We start from the raw sequence: 24,911 nt of genomic DNA, 5'->3' as shown, positions 1-24,911 counted from the left end.
GACCCGCCCGGCCCGAGGAGGAATCATGGAAGCACCGAACCATCCATTTGCCGACCTGTTCAAGCAACTGGGGCTGGCGGACGATGCCACCAGCATCGACCAGTTCATTACCACTCATTCGCCGTTGAAGAATGAGATCAAGCTGGTGGACGCACCGTTCTGGACCGAGGCGCAAAGAACCTTTTTGAAGGAAAGCATCATAGAGGACGCCGATTGGGCGGTACCCTTCGACCAACTCAACGAAGCGCTGCGTCGCCCCCGCAAATAAAGCGCCGAGCGGCACCTGATGGGTGATCGGGCCGTTGCTATGCTCAGGTAAAACAAGAGGGGATGGCGCGATGAAAGATCCCTACGCACCAGGATTCTGGTGCACCGTGACGATCCTGGGCACCCTGACCGCCGGCTACTTCTACGGTATACGGCACACCCACCAGATGAACCAGGCCGTGCAGTTTCTCTATGCCGCCGCCGCCGTGACCGCGGCGGTGGCGCTCTGCGGCCTGGCCTGGATCGCCTGGCAGCATTTGCACCTGAACAAGCGTGAGGTGGCCCAGGGACGAACGTTGCTGACCATCTGGAACACCAAGGTCGCCCTGCGCCGGGTCGAGACGGTGTTCGACCGCTACTTCTGGGGCAGCTACTGGCACTCCGGGCGCACCTTCGAGGAGGTGATGGGCGAGCTCAAGGGCACACCGCTGGAGCAGAGCCTCGACGCCCTCAAGCGCCAGTGCCGGGAACTCGACCGCGAGGTGCACGACCACCACCATCACTGGCTGGCCAATGCCCGCGACTTGTCCAGCGTGGCCACGGCGATGGCCCGCGAGCGCTATCAGCTGGATCTGTGCGATGCCCCGGTGCGCGAGGGCGGCAATACCGCCGTGCTCAATCGCGATCTGGAAGTGCTGGTGTACACCTGGTCGGCGCGCCTGCGCAGCTTCGACCATCAACTGGACGAGCTGGAGCGCGCTTACCACTGAGCGAGATCATTCGCCGCGGATGTATTGCTCAAGCTGCAGGATCAGGTTGGCCTGCTCGGCAATGGTTTCCTTCACCAGGTCGCCGATCGACAGCAACCCCAGCAGTTTGCCGTTGTCCACTACCGGCAGGTGGCGCAGGTGGCGGTTGGTCATCAGGTTCATGCAGTACTCGAGGTTCTGCTTGGGCTCCACGGTGACCACCGGCGAACTCATGATTTCCCGTACCGGCGTGGCAGCCGACGAGCGTCCCTTGAGTACCAGTTTGCGGGCATAGTCGCGCTCGCTGACGATGCCTACGACCTGATCGTTTTCCATCACCGGCAATGCACCGACGTTCTTCTCCGCCAGCAGCTTCAAGGCATCCAGCACCGAGTCATCAGGGCCTATGGTGTAGACGGTCTGATGCTGGGACTTGGCTTTGAGGATTTGTTCGACGTTCTTCATACGGGCCTCGGTGGGTGAAAAAGCGCTGTGTCGAAGTAAATAAAGCATCCGGCACGGCGCTCTGCACGGCAATGCAGGAAACGGCATCGAGGTGATTGAAAAACGTCATCGTGGCAAGGGGCTGCTGCGCAGCCCCGGGGTGAGTCATCAGAGCTTCGGCATCTGCCCGATCCGCGCCACCATCTCGCTGACGATCTGCAGGTCGAGCATGAACTGCTCCACGGTCTTGAACTCGTTGTCGTTGTGCCCGGTGTACTTCACATCCGGCATGGCCAGGCCGAACTGCACGCCGTTGGGCAGGTCGTGCACCGAGGTGGCGCCAGCGGAGGTGCCGTACTCGTGCTTCATGCCCAGGTTCTCGCTGGCCACGGCCAGCAGGGCCTTGACCCACTCGCCTTCGGGGTTGCGGTACATCGGCTCGTCCATGCTGTAGTCGAAGGCCACCTTGGCCTGGCTCTTGGCAACCCAGCTGTCGAGCTTGCCGGAGATCTCACCCTTGAGGGTGTCGAGCGACTTGCCTTTGGGAATGCGCAGGTTCACCGCCAGCTTCAGCGCCTTGTCATCCAGGCCGACGAAGGTCAGCGAGGTGGTCAGCGGGCCCATGAAATCGTCCTTGAAGCCCACGCCTAGCTTGTTGCCCAGGTAGTCCAGGCCCCAGTTGTCGGCGGCGTAGCGGGCGGCGTCGGTGATGTGGTTGTGCTTGAGCGGCACCTCCTTGCCCAGGCCATTGAGGAAGTCGAGCATGCGCGCCACCGGGTTGACCCCGGACTCGGGCTCGGAGGAGTGCGCCGACACGCCGGTCACGGTCAGCAGCACCTGCTTGCCGTCGACCTTGGCGTCGATGCTGAAGTTACCGCCATGGCGCTTGACGTAGGCCGCGCCGGCTTTTTCCAGGGCCTTGGCCAGCTCGGCCGGCTTGTCGCCGGTCAATGTCGCCACCGAGCTGCCGGGGATCTGGTTGGTGGCCAGGCCGCCAGTGAGGTTGATCACCTCGGCGCCTTTGCCATCACCGGCACGCTTGGCGAAGGTGGCCATGACGGTGCCATAGCCTTTCTCGGCGATCACGACCGGGTAGCCGCCGTCCAGCGCGAGGTTGTAGTCGGGGGTGGCGTTGCGTTCGAAGTAGTAGGGAATGGCGTCACCGGTGGTTTCCTCGGTGGTGTCCACCAGCAGCTTGAACTGGCGCGCCAGTGGCAGCTTTTCGTCCTTGGCTACTTTCAGCGCATAGAGCGCCACGACGATGCCGTTCTTGTCGTCCTCGGTGCCGCGGCCATACATGCGGTCGCCCACCAGGGTGACCTTGAACGGGTCGAGCTTGGTGCCGTCCTTGAGCTTCCAGTTTTCCGGGGTGACCGGCACCACGTCGGCATGGGCGTGGATGCCGATGACTTCCTTGCCCTCGCCGAGTGTGATCTCGTAGACGCGGTTGTCGATATTGCGGAACTGCAGGCCGAAGCCCTCGGCCAGGGCCTTGATCTTGTCGGCGATCTTGAGGAACTGCGGGTTTTCGTGCTGCGGCACACCCTCTTTGCGAACGGTCGGAATTTCCACCAGCTCGCGCAGGGTCTCCTTGGCGGCCTTGCCGTACTTGATGCGGGTGTACAGGCCCAGCAGGCGGTTGATCTCGTCCTGCTGCTCGGCAGCCAGCGGCTTGCCGGCCAGGTACAGCTTGAGGGTGTCGTCCAGCTTGTCGGCCTTGGCCAGGTCGCTGCCGGCCAGCTTGCCGAGGAACTGCTTGAAGTCGGCCGGATCGCTGCCGTCGTAGGCCTTGATGATGGCGGCGGACTGCTGCTGGGAGAGGTTGGCCTGGGCCGGGATCGAGAACATGGCCACGCTGGCCAGCAGGAGCGATGCGGCGGATAGCTTGGTAAATGGCATGGGTGTGCGCATTCCTTTGCAAGGGGTGGAGGGTGACCGTTTACGCAAACGGAAGATGCCCACGCTATCACCAATGACTACTGGCGCGGGAGAGGTGGCAATGTGCATTTCCGCACAAACGTACAAGCTTTCATCTACGGCGCGGCCTGCAGCTTTATGACAAAAATGCGTATCATTAGCGTTTTTTGCAATAACCCGTTCTACGAGAGAAGGATCCTCATGTTCACGTCTTACCTTGCACCCCTGGCCGGGGTGCTGGCCGTCACCCTTGCCTGCATCACACCCGCCCAGGCCCGGGACGATGGCACCGACCACTCTGTCACCCTGGAAAAGGTCGTGCAGACCTTCACCGTGCAGGCCGACGGCAGCTTCCAGGTGGCGGTCGAGTCGATCTCGCGCATCAACGAAGAGCGGGCCATCCAGGCCAAGGCCCAGCAGCCGCTGAGCTACAACCGCTCGTACGAAACCCTGGAGGTCGACGAAGCCTTCACCCAGAAGCCCGATGGGCGCAAGGTGATGGTCGATGCCTCGCAGATCAAGGAGCAGCAGGAGCAGGCGTCCACCTACGCGCCGATGTTCCAGGACTCCCGGGTCAAGGTGGTGATCTTCCCGGAAGTGGCCGTCGGCGATCGCCTAGTGCTGCGTTACAAGCGCCATCGCAACACTGCGCTGTTCCCCGGCCACTTCGAGGACCTCACCGGCCCGGATTTCCACCCCGTGGAGCAGTTCTCGCTAATCTACGACCTGCCGGCGGATCTGCCGCTGTACGCTGATGCCCGTGGCTTCAAGGCGTCCTCGCCCAAGGCCGGCAAGGGCCGCAAGGTCTACCGCTGGGACTTCGTGCCCGCCGACAGGGCCAGGATCGAGGCGAGCGCCGTGTCCTACCTGGACTATGGCCAGTACCTCGCGGTGTCGACCTTCAAGGATTACGCAGGGCTTGCCGCCAGCTACCAGACGCGCGCTGGGGTGGAAGTGACGCCGGCCATCGCCGCACTGGCCGAGCAGTTGACGGCGAACCTGCCCGATGCCCGGGCCAAGGCGCTCAAGCTCAGTGACTGGGTGCGTGAGAACATCCGCTACGTGGCGGTCTATGTCGGTGCCGGCGGGGTGGTTCCGCATTCGGCGCAGAGCGTGCTGGACAACCGCTATGGCGACTGCAAGGACCATGTCGCCCTGCTCGAGGCGTTGCTCAAGGCCGCGGCCATCGAAAGCTCGCCTGCCCTGATCAACCTCGGCAATGCCTACCACCTGCCCAAGGTGCCGACCCTGGGCGTGCTCAACCATGTGTTGACCTACGTACCGAGCCTGGATCTGTACCTGGACTCGACCGACCCGTCGGTGGCCGCCGGCTACCTGCCGCTGATGGATCTGGACAAGACGACGCTGCTGACCGCCTCGGGCGAATTCGGCAAGACCCCGGCCTCGCAGTTCGGCAAGCAGGTCGGTGAGATGCTGTTCAAGGTCAAGGGCACGGGTGCCGCGGACTTCACCGGCGCTTCGACGATCGAGGGTTGGGCCAGCGAGGTCAACCGCTATGGCGCCAAGTCGATGAAGCCGGCCGACCTCGACCGCATGGTCGAGCAGGTGCTCAATGCCTACGGGCAGCGGGGCAGCGGCAAGATCCTGATCCAGCCATCGGTGGCGCCGGAGCACTTCCACAGCCAGGTCCAGGGGCATACCGAGAACCTGGTGAACCTGCCAGGGCCAGTGGGGCTTCCAGCACTGAGCAGCCTGGTCGGTGGCATCTCGCAGATGGTCTATGGTTTTGCCGCCGAAAACGAACGCACCCAGGGCTTCGTCTGCATTTCCAACGAAACGGTGGAGAAGTCGCGCTTCGAGTTCCCTGCCGAAGTCACCGTCCTGGCGACGCCCAAGGCCGTTGCCGTGAAGGAAGGCAGCTTCGACTACAGTGCCCGTTACACGCGCGATGGCAATGCCGTGGTGGTCGAGCGGCGCATGCAGTTCAAGCATCCGAAGGCGGTGTGCACGCCTGAAGAGTTCAAGGCGATGAAGCCAGTCATTGAAACCATGGTCAGGGACCTGCAAGGCCAGATCATCGTGCAGGGCTGAGGCCCGGAAACGCAAAAGCCCCGCCAGAGAGATCTGAGCGGGGCTTTTTGTTTTGCCGTCACCGGTGAAAACACACAGGTGGCAGCCGAAGTCATGGCGCACTCGGCGGGATTCGAACCCACGACCCCTGCCTTCGGAGGGCAGTACTCTATCCAGCTGAGCTACGAGTGCATCGGGGCGCATGATACCCATCTGCGTTGGTGGCGTCCATCGCCTTGATATAGGAGTGTTTTTCCCTGGCTGTGCGATCGCGCGCCCGTGGCAGCGGGCTTGCCCTGCGATGCGCTCTAACCATATTCGATATCGGTATTTTCAAGGCCAGGCTTATACCCGCTATCTTCTGGTCACAACTTGTTATAACAAGTCAGCCAGCAGAGAAGACCATGGCCGAATTGCTCCCGCTTTCTCCCGTACCGCTCTACACCCAGCTCAAGGAACTGCTGCGCGAGCGCATCCTCGACGGCAGCTACCCACCGCACAGCCGCATGCCCTCGGAAAACGAGCTGGGCAAGGCTTTCGACGTCAGCCGCATCACCGTGCGTCAGGCCCTGGGCGACCTGCAGAAGGAAGGGCTGATCTTCAAGATCCATGGCAAGGGCACCTTTGTCGCCAAGCCCAAGGCGTTCCAGAACGTCAGCACCCTGCAGGGCCTGGCCGAGTCGATGACGCAGATGGGCTACGAAGTGCTCAACCGCCTGCGCAGTTTCCGCCATGTGCCGGCCAGTGCATTGGTCGCGCAGCGGCTGCAGGTCGAGGAGGGCAGCCTGGTTACCGAAATCCGCCGCGTGCGCCTGATCAACCGTGAGCCGGTGTCGCTGGAAATCACCTGGCTGCCCCAGGTGGTCGGCGAGAAGCTGGAGAAGGCCGACCTGGTCACCCGCGACATCTTCCTGTTGCTGGAAAACGACTGCGGCATCGCCCTTGGCCATGCCGACCTGGCAATCGATGCGGTGCTCGCCGACAGCGACCTGACCCAGGCCCTGGAGGTGGAAGAGGGCGCGCCGATCATGCGTATCGAGCGCCTCACCCACACCGCCGACGGCGCCCCGCTGGACTTCGAACACCTTTATTACCGTGGCGACGCGTTCCAGTACCGCCTGCGCATCGACCGCCAGAAGGGAGGCAAGGCATGAGCATCCAGACCCAGGATTACGACATCGTCGTCATCGGTGGTGGCACCGCCGGGCCCATGGCCGCGATCAAGGCCAAGGAGCAGGACAAGACCCTGCGCGTGCTGTTGCTGGACAAGGCCAACGTCAAGCGCAGCGGCGCCATCAGCATGGGCATGGACGGCCTGAACAACGCCATCATCCCCGGGCATGCCACGCCCGAGCAGTACACCAAGGAAATCACCGTCGCCAACGACGGCATCGTCAACCAGGCCGCGGTGCATGCCTACGCCACCAAGAGTTTCGAGACCATCGAGCAGCTCGACCGCTGGGGCGTGAAGTTCGAGAAGGACGAAACTGGCGACTACGCGGTGAAGAAGGTCCACCACATGGGCGCTTATGTGCTGCCCATGCCCGAGGGCCACGACATCAAGAAGGTGCTGTATCGCCAGCTCAAGCGCGCCCGGGTGGAGATCAGCAACCGCATGGTCTGCACCCGCGTGCTGCTCGATGGCGAAGGCGCCGCCGCCGGTGTACTGGGCTTTGACTGTCGCTCGGGCGAGTTCCGGGTGATCCGCGCCAAGGCGGTTGTCCTTGCCTGCGGCGCCGCCGGGCGCCTGGGCCTGCCCTCTTCGGGCTACCTGATGGGCACCTACGAAAACCCCACCAATGCCGGCGACGGATACGCCATGGCCTACCATGCCGGGGCGGAACTGGCCAACCTGGAGTGCTTCCAGATCAACCCGCTGATCAAGGACTACAACGGCCCGGCCTGCGCCTACGTCACCGGCCCCCTGGGCGGCTACACCGCCAACAGCAAGGGCGAGCGCTTCATCGAGTGCGACTACTGGAGCGGGCAGATGATGTGGGAGTTCCACCAGGAACTCGAAGGCGGCAACGGCCCGGTGTTCCTCAAGCTCGACCACCTGGCCGAGGAAACCATCCAGAACATCGAGGAAATCCTGCATAGCAACGAGCGCCCCAGCCGTGGCCAGTTCCACGCCGGGCGTGGCACCGACTACCGCCAGCACATGGTCGAGATGCATATCTCCGAGATCGGCTTCTGCTCCGGGCATTCGGCTTCGGGGGTGTGGGTCAACGAAAAGGCCGAGACCAGCGTCAAGGGCCTGTACGCCGCCGGCGACATGGCCGCGGTACCGCACAACTACATGCTCGGCGCGTTCACCTATGGCTGGTTCGCCGGGGTGAATGCCGCGCAGTATGTGGCCGGGCGTGAGTACGCCGAGGTCGACACGCAGCAGGTCGAACGCGAACAGGCGCGGGTGTTCGCGCCCTTGCAGCGTGAGCACGGCCTGCCGCCGGCCCAGGTCGAGTACAAGCTACGCCGCATGGTCAACGACTACCTGCAGCCGCCCAAGGTGACCAAGAAGATGGAAATCGGCCTGGCGCGCTTCGCCGAAATCGAACGCGATCTTGAGCAGATGAAGGCCAACAACCCCCATGAGCTGATGCGTGCCATGGAAGTTGCGGTCATCCGCGACTGCGCCGAGATGGCCGCGCGCGCTTCGTTGTTCCGCAAGGAGAGCCGCTGGGGGCTGTACCACCACCGGGTTGATTTCCCCGAGCGCAATGATGGCGAGTGGTTCGTGCATTGCCATCTGAAGAAGGGCGAGGACGGTGGGATGACCAGCTTCAAGAAAGCGGTGGAGCCGTACCTGATCCCGCTGGATGCCGAGGAACAGACCGCGTACGACCGGCTGCGGGTGAAGGCTGACGCGGCGTGAATGGGGCCGCTGTGCGGCCCTTTCGCCGGCAAGCCGGCTCCCACAGGGTGGGCATAGCGCTTTTGTGGGAGCTGGCTTGCCAGCGATAGGGCCAGCAGCCCCGGCGATGAACCATAAAGAGGGCCAAAGGCCCCAAGGACCCCGTGAACATGGCCTACCAACCCCAGGAAATCTTCTTTCGCAGCAGTGCCCCGGTGACTATCGACGAAGACAAATGCATCGCCGAAAAAGGCTGCACGGTCTGCGTCGAGGTGTGTCCCATGGACCTGTTGGCCATCAACCCGGCCACGCAGAAGGCCTACATGGCCTTCGATGAATGCTGGTACTGCATGCCCTGCGAGAAGGACTGCCCCACCGGCGCGGTGAAGGTCGATATCCCGTACCTGCTGCGCTGAACCCGAACCCCCGCCATCCGGCCGAACCACCGGACGCCCACCTGCAATACCCCTCGTTTCCCACCACCCCAGCCCGGTGGCGGAGACGACTCCAATACTCAAAACGATTCGAGGGGAAACACCCATGCGCCTTGTAGCAACCGTGGCCGGCTTTGCGCTGGCAATCACCGGCCTGAACGCCAGCGCCGAAACCATCCGTATCGCCATCGGCACCCAGGACACCACCATCAACTGCGCCACCGGCGGCCTGTTGATCCGCGAGCTGGGCCTGCTCGACAAATACCTGCCTCATGACGGCAAGTACAAGGACGCCCAGTACCAGGTCGAGTGGAAGAACTTCACCAGCGGCGCGCCGCTGACCAACGAGATGGTCGCCGGCAAGCTCGACTTTGGCGCCATGGCCGACTTCCCCGGCTCGTTCAACGGCGTCGCCCACCTCGATGCCGGCAAGCGCAGCCTGTTCATCAGCGTGCTGTCCGGCAGCGTGCACGGCAGCGGTAACGGCATCGTGGTGCCGGCCGCCTCCAGCGTGCAGTCGCTGGTCGAGCTCAAGGGCAAGACCATCTCAGTGCCGTTCGCCTCCACCGCCCACGGCATGCTGCTGCGCGCGGTCGCCGCCCAAGGCTGGGACCCGCAGAAGGACGTCAAGATCATTGCCCAGGCTCCGGAGATCGCCGGTTCCGCCCTGCGCAGCAACCGCATCGAGGCCCACGCCGACTTCGTGCCCTTTGCCGAGCTGTTCCCCAACCGCGGCTTCGCCCGCAAGATCTACGATGGCGCCCAGGCCAACGCGCCGACCTTCCATGGCGCGCTGGTGGACGCCGACTACGCGAAAAAGTACCCGGAAGTGGTCACCGCCTACCTGCGTGCCAGCCTGGAAGCCGACCGCCTGCTCGCCGCCGAGCCCGAGAAGTACAGCGAGCTGATCGAGAAAGTCACCGGCATCGAAGCCGAGGTGAACTACCTGTTCCACGGCCCGCTCGGCCTGCAGACCCGCGACCTCACCTGGAAGCGCGAGTACCGCCAGGCCGTGGCCACCTCCATCGACACCCTCAAGTTGCTGAAGAAGACCGACCGGGGTCTGGACACCGCGCAGTTCATCGATGACCAGTACATCCGCAGCGCCTACAAGCAGGCCGGGCAGGACTACGACAAGGCCCTGAAAAACTACGACCCGCTGCCACTCAAGGCCAATGATGCCGCGACCGGCAAGCCCATCACCGACTTCAGCCGCCTGGCGCAAATCTGGGTACGCGGCGAGGACAAGGTGCGCCACTACGGCTCCCCGGAAGCCGCGCTCAGCGCCCTGGCCCAGCTGGAACAGGAGGGCAAGGATATCCGCGCGATCTACGCCCAGGCCGCCGACAGCGGCATCAAGCTGCTGGCCAACCAGGCCTGGTTCGTGCGCAACGGCCAGGGCCAACTGGCGGCTTTCCTGCTCAAGGACCAGGCCGAGCAGTACGCCAAGGCCCATGGCGGCGAAGCGCTGGACTTCGTGCAGGCCAACCAGAAGCTGCTGGCCCAGCGCTGATCGGGAGCCGCCGCCATGACCCGTGACCTTGCGCGCTGGCCCCTGCGCCTGGCGTCGCTGCTGGCCTGCCTGCTGTTCTGGCAGCTGGCCGCGAGCCACAAGCCACAAGCTGGACCTGCTGCTGTTCACCTTCACCTACGTGCCCACGCCCGGCGCGGTGCTCGACGCCGCCTGGCAACTGCTGGCCTCCAACGCCCTGCTGGCGCACCTGGGCAGCAGCCTGGCGCGGGTGTTCGCCGGCTACGGCGTGGCGGCGCTGCTGGGGGTGAGCCTGGGCCTGTTGATCGGTCGCTCGAAGTGGCTGGAGGACACGCTGATGCCGCCGCTGGAAGTGTTGCGGCCGATCCCGGCGGTGGCCTGGATCCCGCTGGCGATCCTGATGTTTCCCTCCTCGGAGCTGTCGATGGTGTTCATCACCTTCACCGGTGCGCTGTTCCCGATCCTGCTCAATACCGTGCACGGCGTCGAGGCGATCGACCCGCGCCTGGTGGCCTCGGCGCGCAGCCTGGGCGCCGGGCGCTGGGCGATCCTGCGCGAAGTGGTGCTGCCGGGCGCGCTGCCGAGCATCGTCACGGGGCTGGCCATCGGCATGGGCACCTCGTGGTTCTGCCTGGTGACTGCCGAGATGATCGCCGGGCAGTTCGGTATCGGTTACTACACCTGGGAGTCCTACACCTTGCAGAACTACCCCGACATCATCGTCGGCATGCTGCTGATCGGCGTGCTGGGCATGGGCAGCAGCGCGCTGGTCAAGCACCTTGGCGCGCTGGCCACGCCCTGGATACGGAGGCGTGCGTGATGAGCAGTTATCAACAGGTGCCCGGGCGTATCGAAGCGCAGGGTTTGTCGATTCGCCTGGGCCATGGGCGTGACACCTTCGAAGCGGTGCAGGCGCTGGACTTTGCCATCGCCCCGGGCGAGTTCGTGTGCATCCTCGGACCGTCCGGCTGCGGCAAGTCCACGTTGCTCGGCGCACTGGCCGGGCACCTGACGCCGGCCGGCGGCCAGTTGTTGGTGGACGGGCAAGCGGTCGACGGCCCTTCGCCGCAACGCGGCATGGTGTTCCAGCATCACACCCTGCTGCCTTGGCTCCGCGTGCTCGACAACGTGGCCTTCGGCTTGAAGATGCAGGGGCTGGGCAAGGCCGAGCGTCGACATCAGGCCGCCGAGATGCTGCAACTGGTCGGCCTGGGTGATTTCGCCCAACGCTGGCCCAGTCAGTTGTCCGGCGGCATGCAGCAACGCGCCGAGATCGCTCGGGTACTGATCAACCGCCCGCGCCTGCTGCTGATGGACGAACCGTTCGGCGCCCTCGATGCGCAGACCCGTGCGCGCATGCAGGAACTGCTGCTGGATATCTGGGCGCGCATCCGCACCACGGTGGTGTTCGTTACCCATGACATCGATGAGGCGCTGTTCCTGGCCGACCGCCTCCTGGTGATGAGCCCCCGGCCTGGGCGTTTTATCGAAGATCTGCGGCTGGACTTCGCCCGCCCGCGGCGAGCGAGCCTGCTGACCAGCCCTGCATTCACCCACCTCAAACGCCATTGCCTGGCGTTGCTGCGCCATGAAGAAGGACGCGAACTGCCGCGCCTGACACCCTTGGGCCTGCCCGACACCGACCATCCTCCGCTGCGGATTGCGCTATGACTGAACGAATCACGGACAACCCCGACATCATCGAACTGCTGCCACGCCTGAACGCCCTTGATGCCGGCGTGCGACGCATCGCCCTGATCGAACTGGCCGACCTGGAAGACCCGGACGGCCTGCCTTGGCTCACCGATGCGCTGTTGGTCGACGCCAATGCTGATGTGCGCGCCGAAGCCGCGCGCTTGCTCGAAGCCTGGGAGGCGCCGGAAGTGGTGCAGGGCCTGTGCGCCGCATTGGCCGACCCCGCCGAGCCGGTGCGCCTGGCGGCCGCCCAGAGCCTCAGTGAGCTCAAGACCCAGGAGGCGGGGCAACTGATCCTGCCCTGGGCCAGCCATGCCGATGCCTTCGTGCGGGCCAGCGCCTTGCGCGCCCTGCGCGAGCTGCGCCTGGAGGACGCCGCTGTGCCTGCGTTGCAGGCGCTGGCGGATGTGGATGCCGGTGTGCGCCGCGAAGCGGTGGGCATCCTCGGCTGGCTCAAGCATGCGCCGGCCTTGCCCGCGCTGGCGCAACTGGCGGCCAACGAGCCGGATACCGACGTGCGCCGCGCCGCCATTGGCGCGTTGGGCCTCGCCCGGGATGCCCGTGTACTGCCGGCGCTGATCAGCGCCCTGGCCGATGAGGCCTGGCAGGTGCGTGAAGAGGCGGCGACCACCCTGGGCAAGGTCGGCCAGGCTGAAGCGGGTCAGGCCTTGATCGCGGCGCTGGGCGACAGCTATTGGCAGGTCCGCTTGCGCGCGGCGCGGGCCTTGGGCCGGCTGCGCCATGCGGCCGCGTTGGATGGGCTGGCGCAGTTGCTGGGCCATGGCATCGCCAACCTGCGCAAGGAAGCCGCACTGGCGCTGGGCGAGCTGGGTGAAGCCCGGGCTTTGCCGGCGTTGCAGGCGGCCGAGGCCGACAGCGACCCGGAAGTGCGCAAGGCGGTGCGCATCGCCCTGGCGCAGTTGCAGGGGGTGGTGTGATGAACGCGCCCAGCGCCTTGCGCAACCGCCGCGAACGCGGTGAGCTGCTGGTGCAGTGGGGTGAGGCTGAGCAGGTGATCAGCCACACCCGGCTGCGCGGTGCCTGCCCATGCTCACAGTGCCGGGCCGCACGGTTGAAGGGTGCGATTTCGCTGGTGGGCGAGGATGTGCGGGTGGCGCGGATCGAGGTCCAGGGGTATGGGGTGCAGCTGGTGTTCAGCGATGGGCATGAGCGGGGGATTTATCCCTGGGACTACCTGCGCAGTCTCGGTTGACCGCACCGGCCTCATCGCCGGCAAGCCGGCTCCCACAAAAGCAAGGCAATACCCTGTGGGAGCCGGCTTGCCGGCGATGAGGCCGGTACAGGCAACCCACCCCTAGAGCGCAATCAACTCCGGCCGCAACCCCTCCACCCTATGCACCACCGGCCGCAGATAGCCGCCATCCCCGGTAATCTGGTGCAGCACCTTCTCGCGCAAGCCATGCAGTGCCACCCCGGTGCGTTGGCGCGGATGCGACAGCCCAACTTCCACCACCGCCTTGATCCGTCCCGGCCGCGGTTCCAGCACCACCACCCGGTCGGCCAGGTAGGTTGCCTCTTCGGCATCGTGGGTCACCAGCAGAACGGTCACCCCAGAACGCTCACGTATTGCCAGTAACTCGTCCTGCAACTGCTGGCGGGTCAGTGCATCCAGGGCGCCGAACGGTTCGTCGAGCAGCAGGATGCGCGGGCTGGCCACCAGCCCCCGGGCGATCGCCACGCGTTGGGCCATGCCACCGGAGAGCTGGTGCGGGTAGGCCGATTCGAAACCGACCAGCCCCACCAGGTGCACGAATTCATGCACCCGACGGGCGCGCTCGCCCTGGGTGAGCTTGTCGTTGACCAGGCCCAGGCCGATGTTCTGCGCCACCGTCAGCCAGGGAAACAGGCGGTGCTCCTGGAACACGATGCCGCGTTCACCGCCGATGCCGTTGACCGGCTGGCCATCGACGCGGATCTGGCCGCTGTAGTCGTTGTCCAGGCCCACCAGCAGGCGCAGCAGGGTGGACTTGCCGCAGCCCGACGAGCCGACGATGGCGATGAATTCGCCCTGTTCGATCGACAGGTCGAAGTCGCGAATGGCTTCGAACGACTGACCGTCGACGCTGAAGGTCTTGCCGACTTTCTCGAAGCTGACCAGCGGCGGTGTGGCATCAGCTTGGTTGGCCGCGTGCAGGGCCGGGGTGATGAAAGCGTTCATGCGGATCTCCAGCGCGTGGCGCGTGATTCAAGGCGTTGGCCGAGGTGGCCGAGCAGGGCGCCGACCAGGCCGATCAGGACCATGGCAGCCATCACCTGGTCCATGCGGAACAATTGCTGGGCGCCGATCATCAGACTGGCGATGCCGCCGTCCGAGGGCATGAAGTACTCGGCGCCGATAGTGCCGAGCCAGGCATAGATCAGCGACAGGCGCAGCCCGGCGAAGATCGCCGGGGCGGCGCCAGGCAACACCAGCAGACGCAGCCGGTGCGGCAGGTCCAGGCGCAGGGCCTGCGCCGCCTCGCCCAACTGTGGCGGGAGGCTGGCGATGCCGCGTTGGGTGGCGATCAGCATCGGGAAGAACGCCGCCAGTGCGACGAACACCAGCTTGGCGCCTTCACCCAGGCCGAACCAGGCGGTCAGCAGCGGCACCCAGGCGAACAGCGCCACCTGGCGCAACGCCGACAGGCTCGGGCCGAGCAAGCGCTCGGCGTTGGCTGACAGGCCCAGCAGCAGGCCCAGGGCGAACCCCGCGCCACCGCCGATCAACAGACCGACCAGGGTGCGTTGCAGGCTCAGGCGCAGGGCCTCGGGTAACGAACCGTCGAGCAGGCCTGCGTACAGGCTGCGCAGCACATCCAGCGGTGAAGAGAGGATGTTGGCATCGACCCAGCCAAGGCTGTTGGCGGCCTGCCACAGCAGCAACAGCCCTGCAGGCAGCAGCAGGCTTTGCCAGCCGCGTGGCACCTGGCCGCGCAACTGCTCACCAGTGGCCGGTTGCGGCCAGTGCAATAGGCTGCGTTCCAGGCGCGAGAAGCCGCGATCCATCAGTGCGCCGACCAGGCCGATCAGCAGGATGCAGAGGAACACCAGGTCGAGCATGAACAACTGCCGCCCCCAGACCATCAGGTAGCCGATGCCTTCGCTGGAGGCCAGCAGTTCCACAGCCAGCAGCGAGGTCCAGCCAGTGGCCAAGGCCAGTCGCACACCGGCGAGAAACGCCGGCAGCGCGGCGGGCAGCAACAGGCGCAGGAACAGCAGGTGAGGGGGTAGGCGCAGGACGGCGGCGGCCTCGCGCAGCTTGGGCTGGGCGTCGCGCACGCCGACCAGGGTGTGCAGCGTGACCGGCACTACCACCGCCTTGACCAGCACCACCAGTTTGAGCAGCTCGCCGATGCCGAAGAACAGCATGAACAGCGGGATCCAGGCCAAGGTCGGGATTTGCGCCAGTGCGACGAAGGTGGGCAACACCAGAGTCTGCGCCCGTTGCGACCCGCCCAGCCAAGTGCCCAGCAGCAGGCCGCTGGCGACTCCTGCCAGCAGCCCCCAGATCAGGCGCCGCAGACTTATCCACAGGTGGCCCCAGAGTTCGCCGGAGCCGAACTCCAGCGCACTCTGCCAGACCAACGCGGGGGCGGGCAGGATCTGTTCGCTCATCCAGTGCTCCCGGCTGGCGACGACCCACAGGGCCGCCACCGCCAACGGCACGATCCACGGCAGATAGGAGCGGCCTTGCATCGCGAAAGGGCCGCGCAGCGGCCGCCACAGGCGCCGCAGACTTGCGCTCAAGACTTCGCTCATCGGGGCATCTCCCAAACCGTTCCTTGTTTATTCATTTATGGAATTAAAAATTCATATAAATAGTATTCAAGAGATAAGAGCATGCGGTCGGTGCATGCGGAAGCCCCGTCCCGTTGCGTTTTCCTCATATTTTCCATGCGTTTCCTGCAAGCCCGTCGCAGGCCCGCATGGCGCCTGGGTTATGTCTTCTGGTTACTAAAAAATGAAGTTTTGATCTTTGTAGGTTCTAACCGGACCTGCCTAGCTTCTGGCCCATAGCGCCGGCCATCGCCGGTGGCAGCCTGCCAAGGAGCCTTGTCATGAAAACCACCTTCCGCCACCTGCTCAGCCCGTTGCTCGCCGCCTTGTTGAGTGCCGTGCCCGTGGCAGCGCATGCCGCCCAGCCGGATGTGATCCGTATCGCCGTGCCCGACCTCAGCGCTGGCAGCAAGCCCAGTGCCGGCGGCGTGGTGGATGTGCTGCGCGATCAGCAACTGCTGGAGAAGGAGTTTGCCAAGGACGGCATCCGCATCGACTGGCGCTTCTTCAAGGGCGCAGGCCCCGTGGTCAACGAAGCGTTGGCCAACGGCCAGGCGGACTTCGCCTACCTGGGCGACCTGGCCGCGATCATCGGCAAGGCCAGCGGCCTCGACACCCGCGTGTTGTCGGCTGGGGTGCGCGGTGTGAAGAGCTACCTCGGCGTAGTTCCGGGCTCGGGCATCCACAGCCTGCAGGATCTCAAGGGCAAGCGCGTGGCAGTGTTCCGCGGCACCGCCAACCAGCTGTCGTTCGCCAGTGCCCTGGCCAGCCAGGGGCTGTCCGAGCGTGAGCTGAAAGTCATCAACCTCGACTTCAACGCCGCCAATGCCGCCCTGGCCGCCAAGCAGATCGACGCCACCTGGGGCCTGTCCAACCTGCTGTCGCTGCGCGAGCGGGGCTTGGTCGAGTTGCCGGTCAACTCACGCAACCTGCAAGGGGCCGGCAGTACTCAAGCGGTGCTGCTCGGCACCGGCGCGTTCATTCGCCAGTACCCCGACCTGGTGCAGCGCCTGGTCAACGCCCAGGAACAGGCGGCGAAGTGGCTGCGCGACGAGCGCAATCGCGAAGCCTACGTGGACCTGGTGGCCAATACCGCCAACTGGCCAAAGTCGATCCTGCGCGACGACCTGGCCGAGGAAAACCTTGCCGAATACTTCGACCCACGCCTGGACGCTGGCTTCGTCGGCCTGTTGCAACAGGGCGTCGACCTGGCCACCAAGGAGCGCCTGATCCGCCGTGGCTTCCAGGTAACCGACTGGATCGAACCACGCTTCATCGACCACGCCCTGCAACTGGACCAGGCCACCCAGGCCACCCAGGCCGCCCGCTGACCCGACAACAACCCTGAGGAGCACGACCATGAGCAACGCCGCACTGGCCACCGCGCCGCAAACCCTCGAACTCGACATCCACCCCGTTGCCGGGCGCATCGGCGCCGAGATCCGCAACATCAAGCTGTCCGCCGACCTCGACCCGGCAACCGTCGATGCCATCCAGGCGGCGCTGGTGCAGTACAAGGTGATCTTCTTCCGAGGCCAGGAGCATCTGGATGACGTAGGGCAGGAAGCCTTCGCCCAACGGCTCGGCGACCCCATCGCCCACCCCACGGTGCCCGTGGTCGATGGCACCAGCTACCTGCTCCAGCTCGATGGCGCCGAGGGGCAGCGGGCCAACTCCTGGCACACCGACGTGACCTTCGTCGATGCCTATCCCAAGGCTTCGATCCTGCGCAGCGTGGTGGCGCCGGCCTCCGGTGGCGACACGGTGTGGGCCAACACCGCCGCGGCCTACCAGGAACTGCCCGAACCGCTGCGCGCCCTGGCCGACCAGCTGTGGGCGGTGCACAGCAACGAGTACGACTACGCCAGTGCGAAACCTGATGTCGATCCGGCCAAGCTGGAGCGCTATCGCAAGGTGTTCACTTCGACGGTATACGAGACCGAGCACCCGGTAGTGCGCGTGCATCCGGTCAGTGGCGAGCGTGTGTTGCAACTGGGGCATTTCGTCAAACGTATCAAGGGTTATTCGCTGGCCGACTCGCAGCATCTGTTCGCGGTGCTGCAGGGGCATGTGACACGCCTGGAAAACACCGTGCGCTGGCGCTGGCAGGCCGGGGACGTGGCGATCTGGGACAACCGCGCGACCCAGCACTATGCGGTGGATGACTACGGTACGCAGCCGCGCATCGTGCGTCGGGTGACCCTGGCCGGCGAGGTGCCGGTGGGCGTGGATGGGCAACTGAGCCGGACCACGCGCAAGGGCTGAGACCGTTGGGGCCGCAAAGCGGCCCCTGTTCGCTACAACTCGACGTCACAGGCCACCAACTGCCTCACCAATCCCTGCGCCAGCGCCGACAAGCCATACCCCACCCGGCTCACCACCCCATAGCGGGTGTAGAACGCCTCTTCCTGTTCCGGTGCCAGGTCCGCCAGCTTCAGCGCCACCAACCCTTCGTAAGGTCGCAGGTTCGCGCTGCAGGCGATGCCGATGGTGTCCGAGTGCTGCACTACATTGAGCAGCGCATAGCCATGCTCGCATTCCACGCTGGGCAGGAAGTCCTGCCGCCCACTGAGGTCGCTGAGGATCTTGCGGATGTTCGGCGGGCGGAAGGTGGTCGCCAGCGGATAGTCGAACAAGTCCTGCGCGCGCACTTCGCCACGCTCGGTCAGTGGATGCCCGGCGCGGCAGCAGAAGTGCCAGCGTTGGGGCGTGAGCTTGTGCACCTGGTAATCCGGGTCGGCTTCGAACTGGCGGGTGTCGGCGACGAAGAACTCGATCTCCTCGGCGATCAGCCGGCGGTTCAAGGCCTGCCAATTGTCCACCTGGAAGCAGGTGCGCGCCGCCGGGTACTCGGCGACGAAGCGCGCAACCGCCCGCGGCACCAGCCCGCCGGCGGGCGCCGGCCCCGAGCCAAAGCGCACCACGCCGGTGGTGGCGCCATTGAACTGGTTGATCTCGTTGACCAGGTTGTGCGCCCCATGCACCAGGCGCCGCGAATGCTCCAGCACCAGCAGGCCCTGGCGGGTCGGCGCCAGTTCCTTGCTGGCGCGGTCGACCAGGCGGCAGCCGACGTTGTGCTCCAGCGTCTGGATGCTGCGGCTGAAAGCCGATTGCGAAAGGTTCACCGCAGCCGCCGCGGCGACGAAGCTGCGGTGCTCGACAAGGGCGATGAAGTGGCGGAGCTGGCGCAGGTCGATATGCATTTTCTACATGGAAACTTTCGGTGGAATGCAATTGCTGGGAAGGGTTGGGAACCTTATAAAGGGAGTCTCTTATTCCACAAAATATGAATTACAAATATTTATATCTCTTAAAAGAATATAAGCCAGCCTGACCGCGATTCGGTTCCGCCAACGGAAATGCTCGCCTGGGCCCTTGCCTCAAGGAGCATCTGCATGTCCCGACTTTCCCGTTGGCCCGCGCGCGCCTCGTTGTTCGCCCTGCAACCCCTGGCGGCTGGAGTGCTGTTGGCCGCTTCCGGCAGCAGCTTTGCCGATGAGCCCAACGCCGCCCCAGCCGTGACGCAGGAAGCCCAGCTCGGCACCGTCACCGTCAATGCCCGGCGACGCGAAGAGACCGCGCAGAGCGTGCCCACGCCGATCAGCGTGCTGGGCAGCGAAACCCTCGAGACCCAGCGTATCTACCGCGTGCAGGATTTGCAGCAACTGGTGCCGAGCACCAACGTCGCCTATGTGCACGCCCGCCAATCGAGCATCTCCATCCGCGGCCTGGGCAACAACCCGGCCAGCGATGGCCTGGAAGGCAGCGTCGGGATCTACCTCGACAACGTCTACCTCGGCCGCCCGGGCATGGCGGTGTTCGACCTGCTCGATGTCGAGCAGCTGGAAGTGCTACGTGGCCCGCAGGGGACGCTGTTCGGCAAGAACACCACAGCCGGTGTGCTCAACATCACCACGCGCAAGCCGACTTTCCACCAAGAGGGCAGCGTGCAGTCGTCGCTGGGCGAGGATGGCTACTGGCAGACCCAGGGCAGTTTCTCCGGTCCTTTGACCGACACCCTCGCCGGGCGCATCAGTGCTTACCACACCGAGGACGACGGCTATGTGAAGAACGTCTACAACGGACATGACCTCAACGGCGGCAAACGCCAGGGCTTTCGCACCCAGTTGCTGTTCAAGCCCAGCGAAACCTTCAACCTGCGCTGGATCGGCGAATACAACGAAGAAAACTCCGACAACGGTATCCTCAGCCTCTACAGCACCGGCCCGACCATCAATGGCGTGAACCGCTACGAGAGCCTGGCCGCCCAGGCCGGCGCAACCCTGGTGTCGGGCAAGGACCGCAAGGTCAACTTCGACGCCGACCAGATGGTCAAGGTGTTCCAGGGTGGAACCTCGGTGGAAGCCAACTGGACCTTGCCCAACGACTTCACCCTTACCTCGATCACCGCCTACCGCTGGTGGGACTTCACGCCGCGCAACGACGACGGCCTCAACGTGCCGGTGTTCCACAGCGCCGGGGTCTCGGTGCGCGACAAGCAGTACTCCCAGGAAATCCGCCTGGCTTCGCCCACCGGCGGCTTCTTCGACTATGTACTCGGCGCCTATTACTTCAAGCAGGACCTGGACAACAAATCGTTCACCTACAACGGACCGCAAGCCGACATCTGGAACCTGACCCCGGCTGGCGCCCTGGCCAACGTCACCACAATCGGCAACGGCCATATCGATACCGACAGCTACGCGTTGTTCGCCCAAGGCACTTGGCACCTGACCGAGCGCCTGGATTTCACCGCTGGCGTGCGGGGTACCTACGAAGAGAAAAGCGCCTGGGTGACCCGCGACGCGCCGTCCGGCGGCGCGGCCGTGACCGGTGCGGCGGCCGCGGCGCGCCAGGGCAGGGTGGGCGCCTACGATTCAGGTGACCTCAACCAATACAGCTTCGCCCCTTCCGGGCTGCTCAGCCTGAGCTACCGTTTCAGCGACGCGGTGCTGGGCTATGCCAGCCTGTCCCATGGCGAGAAGTCCGGTGGCGTCAACCTCACCGTCGGCGCCGCGCCACGGCTGGGCACCGACTCGCTACTGGTGGGCACCGAACGCGCCAACAACGCGGAGCTGGGGATCAAGAGCACGCTGCTGGACAACCGCCTGCAACTCAACACCAACCTGTTCTGGACCGAAGTGCATGGCTACCAGGCCAACGTCTATGACGAGGCCAACCGCGTGCAGTACCTGGCCAACGCCGGCAGCGTGCGCTCGCGGGGCCTGGAGTTCGAGGCCACGGCCCTGCCGGTCCGCGGGCTGACCGTGAATTTCAATGGCTCGTGGAACGACGTGCGCTACACCGAGTACGACGACGCACCGTGCCCACCGGAGGTGAGCCTGGCCAATGCCGCGGCCACTTGCGATCTGTCCGGCCACCAGGTGGTCGGCGCCTCCAAGTACATCGCCAACCTCAACGGCCAGTACAAGTGGCAGCTGACCGAGCGTATCGAGCCCTACGTCACCGCCAGCTACGCCTTCCGCTCCAGGGCCGTCGGCACCATCGACGATTCCGACTATGGCCAGATCCCCAGCTACGCCATCGTCAACCTGTCCACCGGCGTGCGCCTGGACCAGGGCGACGGCGTGCTCGACCTGTCGCTGTGGGTGAAGAACGCCGGCGACAAGACCTACTTCACCAGCCTGTGGAACTCCGCCAACGGCGGCTATGCCGGGGTGCTTGGCACGCCGCGCACCGTGGGCGCCACCGCCCGTTACGACTTCTGAGCACAAGGAGCATTGCCATGAACGCCAAGACCCAACCCCACGACCTGCCCGAAGGCGCCTGCCTCACCGCCAAGGTGCCCGACCGCGACGAAGCCCTGCTCGGCGACGTGGTGGTCAACCCGTATCGCCTGGCGCCCCTGACTGCGATCATCCGCGACGGCGGCCGCCGCCTTGGCGCCGTTCACGTTCGTGTGCTGGGGCGTGGCGAGCGCGGTATCGATATCAGCTACGAGGTGTCCGAACGCTCGTTGTGGACCTACGGTGGCATTCCGGTGTTCGGCCTGTATCCGGACCACGTCAACCAGGTGGAGGTGAGCTACAAGCTTGAGGGTGAGCGCATTCGCGAGCGTTACGAAATCTACGCCCCGGCGGTGCGCCTGCCGGTGGTGGCGAAGCAGACGGCGGCGCTGCCCGAGGTCGAACCGATCAAGGTCGCGCCCGGTTTCGAGCGGCGGCTGTATCTGTTCAATCATCTGCTGGCCGACATCCCCGGCGGGCGTGCCTTCAAGTGGAACGGCCTGGGCGGCGCTGCCGAGTGGGACTCGGTGGGCAACAACTGGATCGCCGACAGCAACGGCGATGTGCGCTGGTACCTCGATATCGAGCAGATCCACGATTCCAACCACCGCGACGGCCTGGGCGGAACCATGGGCTTCCACCAGACCCGCGACGGCAAGCTGATCTGGGGCCAGGGCCAGACCTATTCCAAGTACGACCTGCTTGGCCGGCGTATCTGGCAGCGCAACCTGCCGGACAAGTTCGCCGACTTCTCCCACGAGATCCGCGAGACGCCCAACGGCACCTACCTGTTGCGGGTCGGCACCAGCGACTACCGCCGCCCGGATGGCAAGCGCGTGCGCTCGATCCGCGACCATATCATCGAGGTCAACGAGGCCGGCGACGTGCTCGACTTCTGGGACTTGAACCAGATCCTCGACCCGTACCGCGGCGAGCTGCTGGAAACCCTGGGCAAGGCCGCGATCCAGCTGCCGGACGGCGTGCAGAAACAGGACGAGCGCCTGGCCAACGAGCTGGCCGAAGGCGACCTGCCGTTCGGCGACACTCCCGGCGTCGGTACCGGACGCAACTGGGCCCACGTCAACGCCATCGACTACGACGCCGATGACGACAGCATCATCGTTTCAGCACGGCATCAGGGCGTGGTGAAGATCGGTCGCGACAAGCAGGTGAAGTGGATTCTCGCTGCGCCCCAGGGCTGGCCGGCGCGCCTGCAGGACAAGGTGCTCAAACCCGTGGGCGAGGGCTTCGAATGGTCCTGGACCCAGCACACCGCCTGGCTGACCGGGCGCGGCACGCTGACCGTGTTCGACAACGGCTGGGGCCGGGACTTCGGCCCGACCAAGCTGGCGGGCAACTACAGCCGGGCGGTGGAGTACAGGATCGACGAGGCCAAGGGCACGGTCGAGCAGGTGTGGCAATACGGCAAGGAGCGTGGTGACGAGTGGTACAGCCCGATCACCTCGGTGGTGGCGTATCGGGCCGATACCGATACCCAGTTCATCTATTCGGCTTCGGTGAACTTCCTCACGCCCGAGAAGCTGACGACCAGCGTGCTCAATGAAGTGCGTCGCGGCACCCAGGAGGTGGCGGTGGAGCTGAAAGTGCACAGCCGCCAGCCGGGCAGCGTGGGCTACCGGGCACTGGTGATCGACCTCGACAAGGCGTTCTGACCCTTCCTTCTGACCGATGGTCTAACCTCTTACGGCCCAATCGCGGGGCAAGCCCGCTCCCACAGGAACCCTGCGCTCCTTGTGGGAGCGGGCTTGCCCCGCGATTGGGCCGTTTGCCAGGGGGTGTTCAACCACTCGTTCTTTTTTTCGAACAGCCTATTGTCCAACCCCCTAGCGCCCGCTTAGCATTCCGTTTGAGATTTCAAACGCTCGGCACCCAGGCGTCGAACACCCTGGTGCACGAATTCCTGACGGCCGCCCCCGCATCGAGGGCGCCTTTTCAACAATCAAAATTCGCAGTAAAGGGAAGCCGACATGCAGCTCAAAGACGCTCAGTTGTTCCGCCAGCAGGCCTTCATCAATGGTGAATGGCTGGATGCGGACAGCGGTCAGACCATCAAGGTGACCAACCCGGCCACCGGCGAAGTGATCGGCAGCGTGCCGAAGATGGGCGCCGCCGAAACCCGCCGCGCCATCGAGGCCGCCGACAAGGCGCTGCCGGCCTGGCGCGCACTGACCGCCAAAGAGCGTGCCGGCAAGCTGCGCCGCTGGTTCGAGCTGATGATCGAGCACCAGGACGACCTGGCCCGCCTGATGACCACCGAGCAGGGCAAGCCACTGGCCGAAGCCAAGGGCGAAATCGCCTATGCCGCCTCGTTCATCGAGTGGTTCGCCGAAGAAGCCAAGCGTGTCTACGGCGACGTCATCCCAGGCCACCAGCCGGACAAGCGCCTGATCGTCATCAAGCAGCCGATCGGCGTCACCGCCGCCATCACCCCGTGGAACTTCCCGGCCGCGATGATCACCCGCAAAGCCGGCCCGGCCCTGGCCGCCGGTTGCACCATGGTGCTCAAGCCCGCTTCGCAGACCCCGTACTCTGCCCTGGCCCTGGTCGAACTGGCCACCCGTGCCGGCATCCCGGCTGGCGTGCTGAGCGTGATCACCGGCAGCGCCGGCGAAGTTGGCTCCGAGCTGACCGGCAACTCCCTGGTGCGCAAGCTGTCCTTCACCGGCTCGACCGAAATTGGTCGCCAGTTGATGGAAGAGTGCGCCAAGGACATCAAGAAAGTTTCCCTGGAGCTGGGCGGCAACGCGCCGTTCATCGTGTTCGACGACGCCGACCTGGACAAGGCGGTCGAGGGCGCGATCATCTCCAAGTACCGCAACAACGGTCAGACCTGCGTCTGCGCCAACCGTATCTACGTGCAGGACGGCGTCTACGATGCGTTCGCCGAGAAGCTGAAAGCCGCCGTGGCCAAGCTGAAGATCGGCAACGGCCTGGAAGAAGGCACCACCACTGGCCCGCTGATCGACGGCAAGGCTGTCGCCAAGGTCCAGGAGCACATCGAGGACGCCGTCGCCAAGGGCGCCAAGGTGCTGTCCGGTGGCAAGCTCATCGAAGGCAACTTCTTCGAGCCGACCATCCTGGTCGACGTGCCGAAAACCGCCGCCGTCGCCAAGGAAGAGACCTTCGGCCCGCTGGCGCCGCTGTTCCGCTTCAAGGACGAGGCCGAAGTCATCGCCATGTCCAACGACACCGAGTTCGGCCTGGCCTCGTACTTCTATGCCCGTGACATGAGCCGCGTGTTCCGCGTCGCCGAGGCCCTGGAGTACGGCATGGTCGGCATCAACACCGGCCTGATCTCCAACGAAGTCGCGCCGTTTGGCGGCATCAAGGCGTCGGGCCTGGGCCGCGAAGGTTCCAAGTACGGCATCGAGGACTACCTCGAGATCAAATACCTGTGCATCAGCGTCTGATCGCCAGGTAAACGCTTTTACCTCTGCCAGCGGGGCGCGAGAGCGACGTCTCGCTGGCCTTTTTGACATAGCGGTACCCGGTGGCCAGGGCATGTGTGACAGTCGATCAACGAATACTGTGCACGCCTGCGTC

At 64.9% G+C, this 24,911-nt stretch carries 20 protein-coding genes, 1 tRNA gene and 1 pseudogene; 16 read left to right on the top strand and 6 right to left on the bottom strand.

Annotated features, from left to right (window positions below; translation table 11 throughout):
• The first annotated feature begins 25 nt into the window (after positions 1-25).
• Both KHO27_RS21425 and KHO27_RS21420 read left to right on the top strand, forming a co-directional pair.
• Positions 26-268: a DUF2789 domain-containing protein gene (locus KHO27_RS21425; RefSeq protein ID WP_023629226.1), complete on the top strand. Its 243-nt coding sequence runs from the start codon at positions 26-28 to the stop codon at positions 266-268.
• A 70-nt stretch (positions 269-338) separates the two neighbouring features.
• Complete coding sequence (locus KHO27_RS21420) at positions 339-977, top strand: NADH:ubiquinone oxidoreductase subunit N (protein WP_102683508.1); 639 nt, start codon at positions 339-341, stop codon at positions 975-977.
• A gap of 6 nt (positions 978-983) precedes the next feature.
• On the opposite strand, the gene KHO27_RS21415 is transcribed toward KHO27_RS21420, so the two are convergent.
• Positions 984-1,421, bottom strand: coding sequence for a CBS domain-containing protein (locus KHO27_RS21415; protein ID WP_110697101.1), 438 nt, complete (start codon positions 1,419-1,421; stop codon positions 984-986).
• Between the two features lie 147 nt (positions 1,422-1,568).
• On the bottom strand, positions 1,569-3,299 hold the full coding sequence (locus tag KHO27_RS21410; protein WP_214500733.1) for a dipeptidase: 1,731 nt from the start codon (positions 3,297-3,299) through the stop codon (positions 1,569-1,571).
• A gap of 219 nt (positions 3,300-3,518) precedes the next feature.
• Here KHO27_RS21410 and KHO27_RS21405 point away from each other — a divergent pair, with 219 nt between their 5' ends.
• Positions 3,519-5,369: a DUF3857 domain-containing transglutaminase family protein gene (locus tag KHO27_RS21405; RefSeq protein ID WP_111531954.1), complete on the top strand. Its 1,851-nt coding sequence runs from the start codon at positions 3,519-3,521 to the stop codon at positions 5,367-5,369.
• A gap of 94 nt (positions 5,370-5,463) precedes the next feature.
• Here KHO27_RS21405 and KHO27_RS21400 read toward each other — a convergent pair.
• Positions 5,464-5,540 (bottom strand) — tRNA-Arg (locus KHO27_RS21400).
• Positions 5,541-5,752: 212 nt separating this feature from the next.
• On the opposite strand from KHO27_RS21400, the gene KHO27_RS21395 reads away from it, so the two are divergent.
• The 8 genes and pseudogenes from KHO27_RS21395 to KHO27_RS21360 all read left to right on the top strand — a co-directional run bounded on the left by KHO27_RS21395 (position 5,753) and on the right by KHO27_RS21360 (position 13,036).
• The gene (locus tag KHO27_RS21395) at positions 5,753-6,502 is read left to right on the top strand and encodes a GntR family transcriptional regulator (RefSeq protein ID WP_110697107.1); all 750 of its coding nucleotides are present in this window, start codon (positions 5,753-5,755) and stop codon (positions 6,500-6,502) included.
• Positions 6,499-8,223 (top strand): fumarate reductase/succinate dehydrogenase flavoprotein subunit, encoded by a 1,725-nt coding sequence (locus KHO27_RS21390; protein WP_102683503.1) that lies wholly within the window; start codon positions 6,499-6,501, stop codon positions 8,221-8,223. Before KHO27_RS21395 ends, KHO27_RS21390 begins: the two co-directional genes overlap by 4 nt.
• Before the next feature lie 149 nt (positions 8,224-8,372).
• Positions 8,373-8,618, top strand: coding sequence for a 4Fe-4S dicluster domain-containing protein (locus KHO27_RS21385; RefSeq protein WP_008096634.1), 246 nt, complete (start codon positions 8,373-8,375; stop codon positions 8,616-8,618).
• 124 nt (positions 8,619-8,742) lie between these two features.
• Entirely contained in the window at positions 8,743-10,149 is a 1,407-nt protein-coding gene (locus tag KHO27_RS21380; protein ID WP_110697109.1) for an ABC transporter substrate-binding protein, read from the top strand.
• 15 nt (positions 10,150-10,164) lie between these two features.
• A pseudogene (locus KHO27_RS21375) lies at positions 10,165-10,948 on the top strand (ABC transporter permease).
• Positions 10,948-11,799 (top strand): ABC transporter ATP-binding protein, encoded by an 852-nt coding sequence (locus KHO27_RS21370; RefSeq protein WP_110697111.1) that lies wholly within the window; start codon positions 10,948-10,950, stop codon positions 11,797-11,799. The pseudogene KHO27_RS21375 and the gene KHO27_RS21370 overlap by 1 nt, the downstream one beginning before the upstream one ends.
• Positions 11,796-12,761 (top strand): HEAT repeat domain-containing protein, encoded by a 966-nt coding sequence (locus KHO27_RS21365; RefSeq protein ID WP_110697113.1) that lies wholly within the window; start codon positions 11,796-11,798, stop codon positions 12,759-12,761. Before KHO27_RS21370 ends, KHO27_RS21365 begins: the two co-directional genes overlap by 4 nt.
• A complete protein-coding gene (locus KHO27_RS21360; protein ID WP_111531957.1) occupies positions 12,761-13,036 on the top strand; it encodes a DUF971 domain-containing protein in 276 nt (91 codons plus the stop codon). Before KHO27_RS21365 ends, KHO27_RS21360 begins: the two co-directional genes overlap by 1 nt.
• A gap of 102 nt (positions 13,037-13,138) precedes the next feature.
• Here KHO27_RS21360 and KHO27_RS21355 read toward each other — a convergent pair whose 3' ends face one another.
• Both KHO27_RS21355 and KHO27_RS21350 read right to left on the bottom strand, forming a co-directional pair.
• Positions 13,139-14,002, bottom strand: a complete 864-nt coding sequence (locus KHO27_RS21355; RefSeq protein WP_111531958.1) for an ABC transporter ATP-binding protein — start codon at positions 14,000-14,002, stop codon at positions 13,139-13,141.
• On the bottom strand, positions 13,999-15,582 hold the full coding sequence (locus tag KHO27_RS21350; RefSeq protein ID WP_111531959.1) for an ABC transporter permease: 1,584 nt from the start codon (positions 15,580-15,582) through the stop codon (positions 13,999-14,001). Before KHO27_RS21350 ends, KHO27_RS21355 begins: the two co-directional genes overlap by 4 nt.
• A gap of 299 nt (positions 15,583-15,881) precedes the next feature.
• Here KHO27_RS21350 and KHO27_RS21345 point away from each other — a divergent pair, with 299 nt between their 5' ends.
• Both KHO27_RS21345 and KHO27_RS21340 read left to right on the top strand, forming a co-directional pair.
• A complete protein-coding gene (locus KHO27_RS21345) occupies positions 15,882-16,931 on the top strand; it encodes an ABC transporter substrate-binding protein (protein ID WP_214500732.1) in 1,050 nt (349 codons plus the stop codon).
• A gap of 28 nt (positions 16,932-16,959) precedes the next feature.
• Positions 16,960-17,865: a TauD/TfdA dioxygenase family protein gene (locus tag KHO27_RS21340; RefSeq protein WP_110697123.1), complete on the top strand. Its 906-nt coding sequence runs from the start codon at positions 16,960-16,962 to the stop codon at positions 17,863-17,865.
• Positions 17,866-17,897: 32 nt separating this feature from the next.
• Here the strand turns inward: KHO27_RS21340 and KHO27_RS21335 are convergent, their stop codons facing one another.
• A complete protein-coding gene (locus tag KHO27_RS21335) occupies positions 17,898-18,803 on the bottom strand; it encodes a LysR family transcriptional regulator (RefSeq protein ID WP_110697125.1) in 906 nt (301 codons plus the stop codon).
• Positions 18,804-18,995: 192 nt separating this feature from the next.
• On the opposite strand from KHO27_RS21335, the gene KHO27_RS21330 reads away from it, so the two are divergent.
• From KHO27_RS21330 to gabD, 3 genes are all read left to right on the top strand, one after another.
• Complete coding sequence (locus KHO27_RS21330) at positions 18,996-21,329, top strand: TonB-dependent receptor (protein WP_110697127.1); 2,334 nt, start codon at positions 18,996-18,998, stop codon at positions 21,327-21,329.
• Positions 21,330-21,346: 17 nt separating this feature from the next.
• Positions 21,347-23,020: an aryl-sulfate sulfotransferase gene (locus KHO27_RS21325; RefSeq protein WP_214500731.1), complete on the top strand. Its 1,674-nt coding sequence runs from the start codon at positions 21,347-21,349 to the stop codon at positions 23,018-23,020.
• A 315-nt stretch (positions 23,021-23,335) separates the two neighbouring features.
• A complete protein-coding gene (gabD, locus tag KHO27_RS21320; RefSeq protein WP_046853707.1) occupies positions 23,336-24,778 on the top strand; it encodes an NADP-dependent succinate-semialdehyde dehydrogenase in 1,443 nt (480 codons plus the stop codon).
• The last annotated feature ends 133 nt before the right edge of the window (positions 24,779-24,911 follow it).

Source organism: Pseudomonas sp. RC3H12, assembly GCF_018596375.1.
GTDB lineage: Bacteria > Pseudomonadota > Gammaproteobacteria > Pseudomonadales > Pseudomonadaceae > Aquipseudomonas.
The sequence above is the reverse complement of the archived record's forward strand: the minus strand, read 5'-3'. Positions and strand labels throughout refer to the sequence as shown.

What these genes read in the sequence shown, in the direction of transcription:
- KHO27_RS21425 (WP_023629226.1), top strand. Translation starts at nt 26, where the DNA reads ATGGAAGCACCGAACCATCCATTTGCCGACCTGTTCAAGCAACTGGGG.
- KHO27_RS21420 (WP_102683508.1), top strand. Translation starts at nt 339, where the DNA reads ATGAAAGATCCCTACGCACCAGGATTCTGGTGCACCGTGACGATCCTG.
- KHO27_RS21415 (WP_110697101.1), bottom strand. Translation starts at nt 1,421, where the DNA reads ATGAAGAACGTCGAACAAATCCTCAAAGCCAAGTCCCAGCATCAGACC.
- KHO27_RS21410 (WP_214500733.1), bottom strand. Translation starts at nt 3,299, where the DNA reads ATGCCATTTACCAAGCTATCCGCCGCATCGCTCCTGCTGGCCAGCGTG.
- KHO27_RS21405 (WP_111531954.1), top strand. Translation starts at nt 3,519, where the DNA reads ATGTTCACGTCTTACCTTGCACCCCTGGCCGGGGTGCTGGCCGTCACC.
- KHO27_RS21395 (WP_110697107.1), top strand. Translation starts at nt 5,753, where the DNA reads ATGGCCGAATTGCTCCCGCTTTCTCCCGTACCGCTCTACACCCAGCTC.
- KHO27_RS21390 (WP_102683503.1), top strand. Translation starts at nt 6,499, where the DNA reads ATGAGCATCCAGACCCAGGATTACGACATCGTCGTCATCGGTGGTGGC.
- KHO27_RS21385 (WP_008096634.1), top strand. Translation starts at nt 8,373, where the DNA reads ATGGCCTACCAACCCCAGGAAATCTTCTTTCGCAGCAGTGCCCCGGTG.
- KHO27_RS21380 (WP_110697109.1), top strand. Translation starts at nt 8,743, where the DNA reads ATGCGCCTTGTAGCAACCGTGGCCGGCTTTGCGCTGGCAATCACCGGC.
- KHO27_RS21370 (WP_110697111.1), top strand. Translation starts at nt 10,948, where the DNA reads ATGAGCAGTTATCAACAGGTGCCCGGGCGTATCGAAGCGCAGGGTTTG.
- KHO27_RS21365 (WP_110697113.1), top strand. Translation starts at nt 11,796, where the DNA reads ATGACTGAACGAATCACGGACAACCCCGACATCATCGAACTGCTGCCA.
- KHO27_RS21360 (WP_111531957.1), top strand. Translation starts at nt 12,761, where the DNA reads ATGAACGCGCCCAGCGCCTTGCGCAACCGCCGCGAACGCGGTGAGCTG.
- KHO27_RS21355 (WP_111531958.1), bottom strand. Translation starts at nt 14,002, where the DNA reads ATGAACGCTTTCATCACCCCGGCCCTGCACGCGGCCAACCAAGCTGAT.
- KHO27_RS21350 (WP_111531959.1), bottom strand. Translation starts at nt 15,582, where the DNA reads ATGAGCGAAGTCTTGAGCGCAAGTCTGCGGCGCCTGTGGCGGCCGCTG.
- KHO27_RS21345 (WP_214500732.1), top strand. Translation starts at nt 15,882, where the DNA reads ATGAAAACCACCTTCCGCCACCTGCTCAGCCCGTTGCTCGCCGCCTTG.
- KHO27_RS21340 (WP_110697123.1), top strand. Translation starts at nt 16,960, where the DNA reads ATGAGCAACGCCGCACTGGCCACCGCGCCGCAAACCCTCGAACTCGAC.
- KHO27_RS21335 (WP_110697125.1), bottom strand. Translation starts at nt 18,803, where the DNA reads ATGCATATCGACCTGCGCCAGCTCCGCCACTTCATCGCCCTTGTCGAG.
- KHO27_RS21330 (WP_110697127.1), top strand. Translation starts at nt 18,996, where the DNA reads ATGTCCCGACTTTCCCGTTGGCCCGCGCGCGCCTCGTTGTTCGCCCTG.
- KHO27_RS21325 (WP_214500731.1), top strand. Translation starts at nt 21,347, where the DNA reads ATGAACGCCAAGACCCAACCCCACGACCTGCCCGAAGGCGCCTGCCTC.
- gabD (WP_046853707.1), top strand. Translation starts at nt 23,336, where the DNA reads ATGCAGCTCAAAGACGCTCAGTTGTTCCGCCAGCAGGCCTTCATCAAT.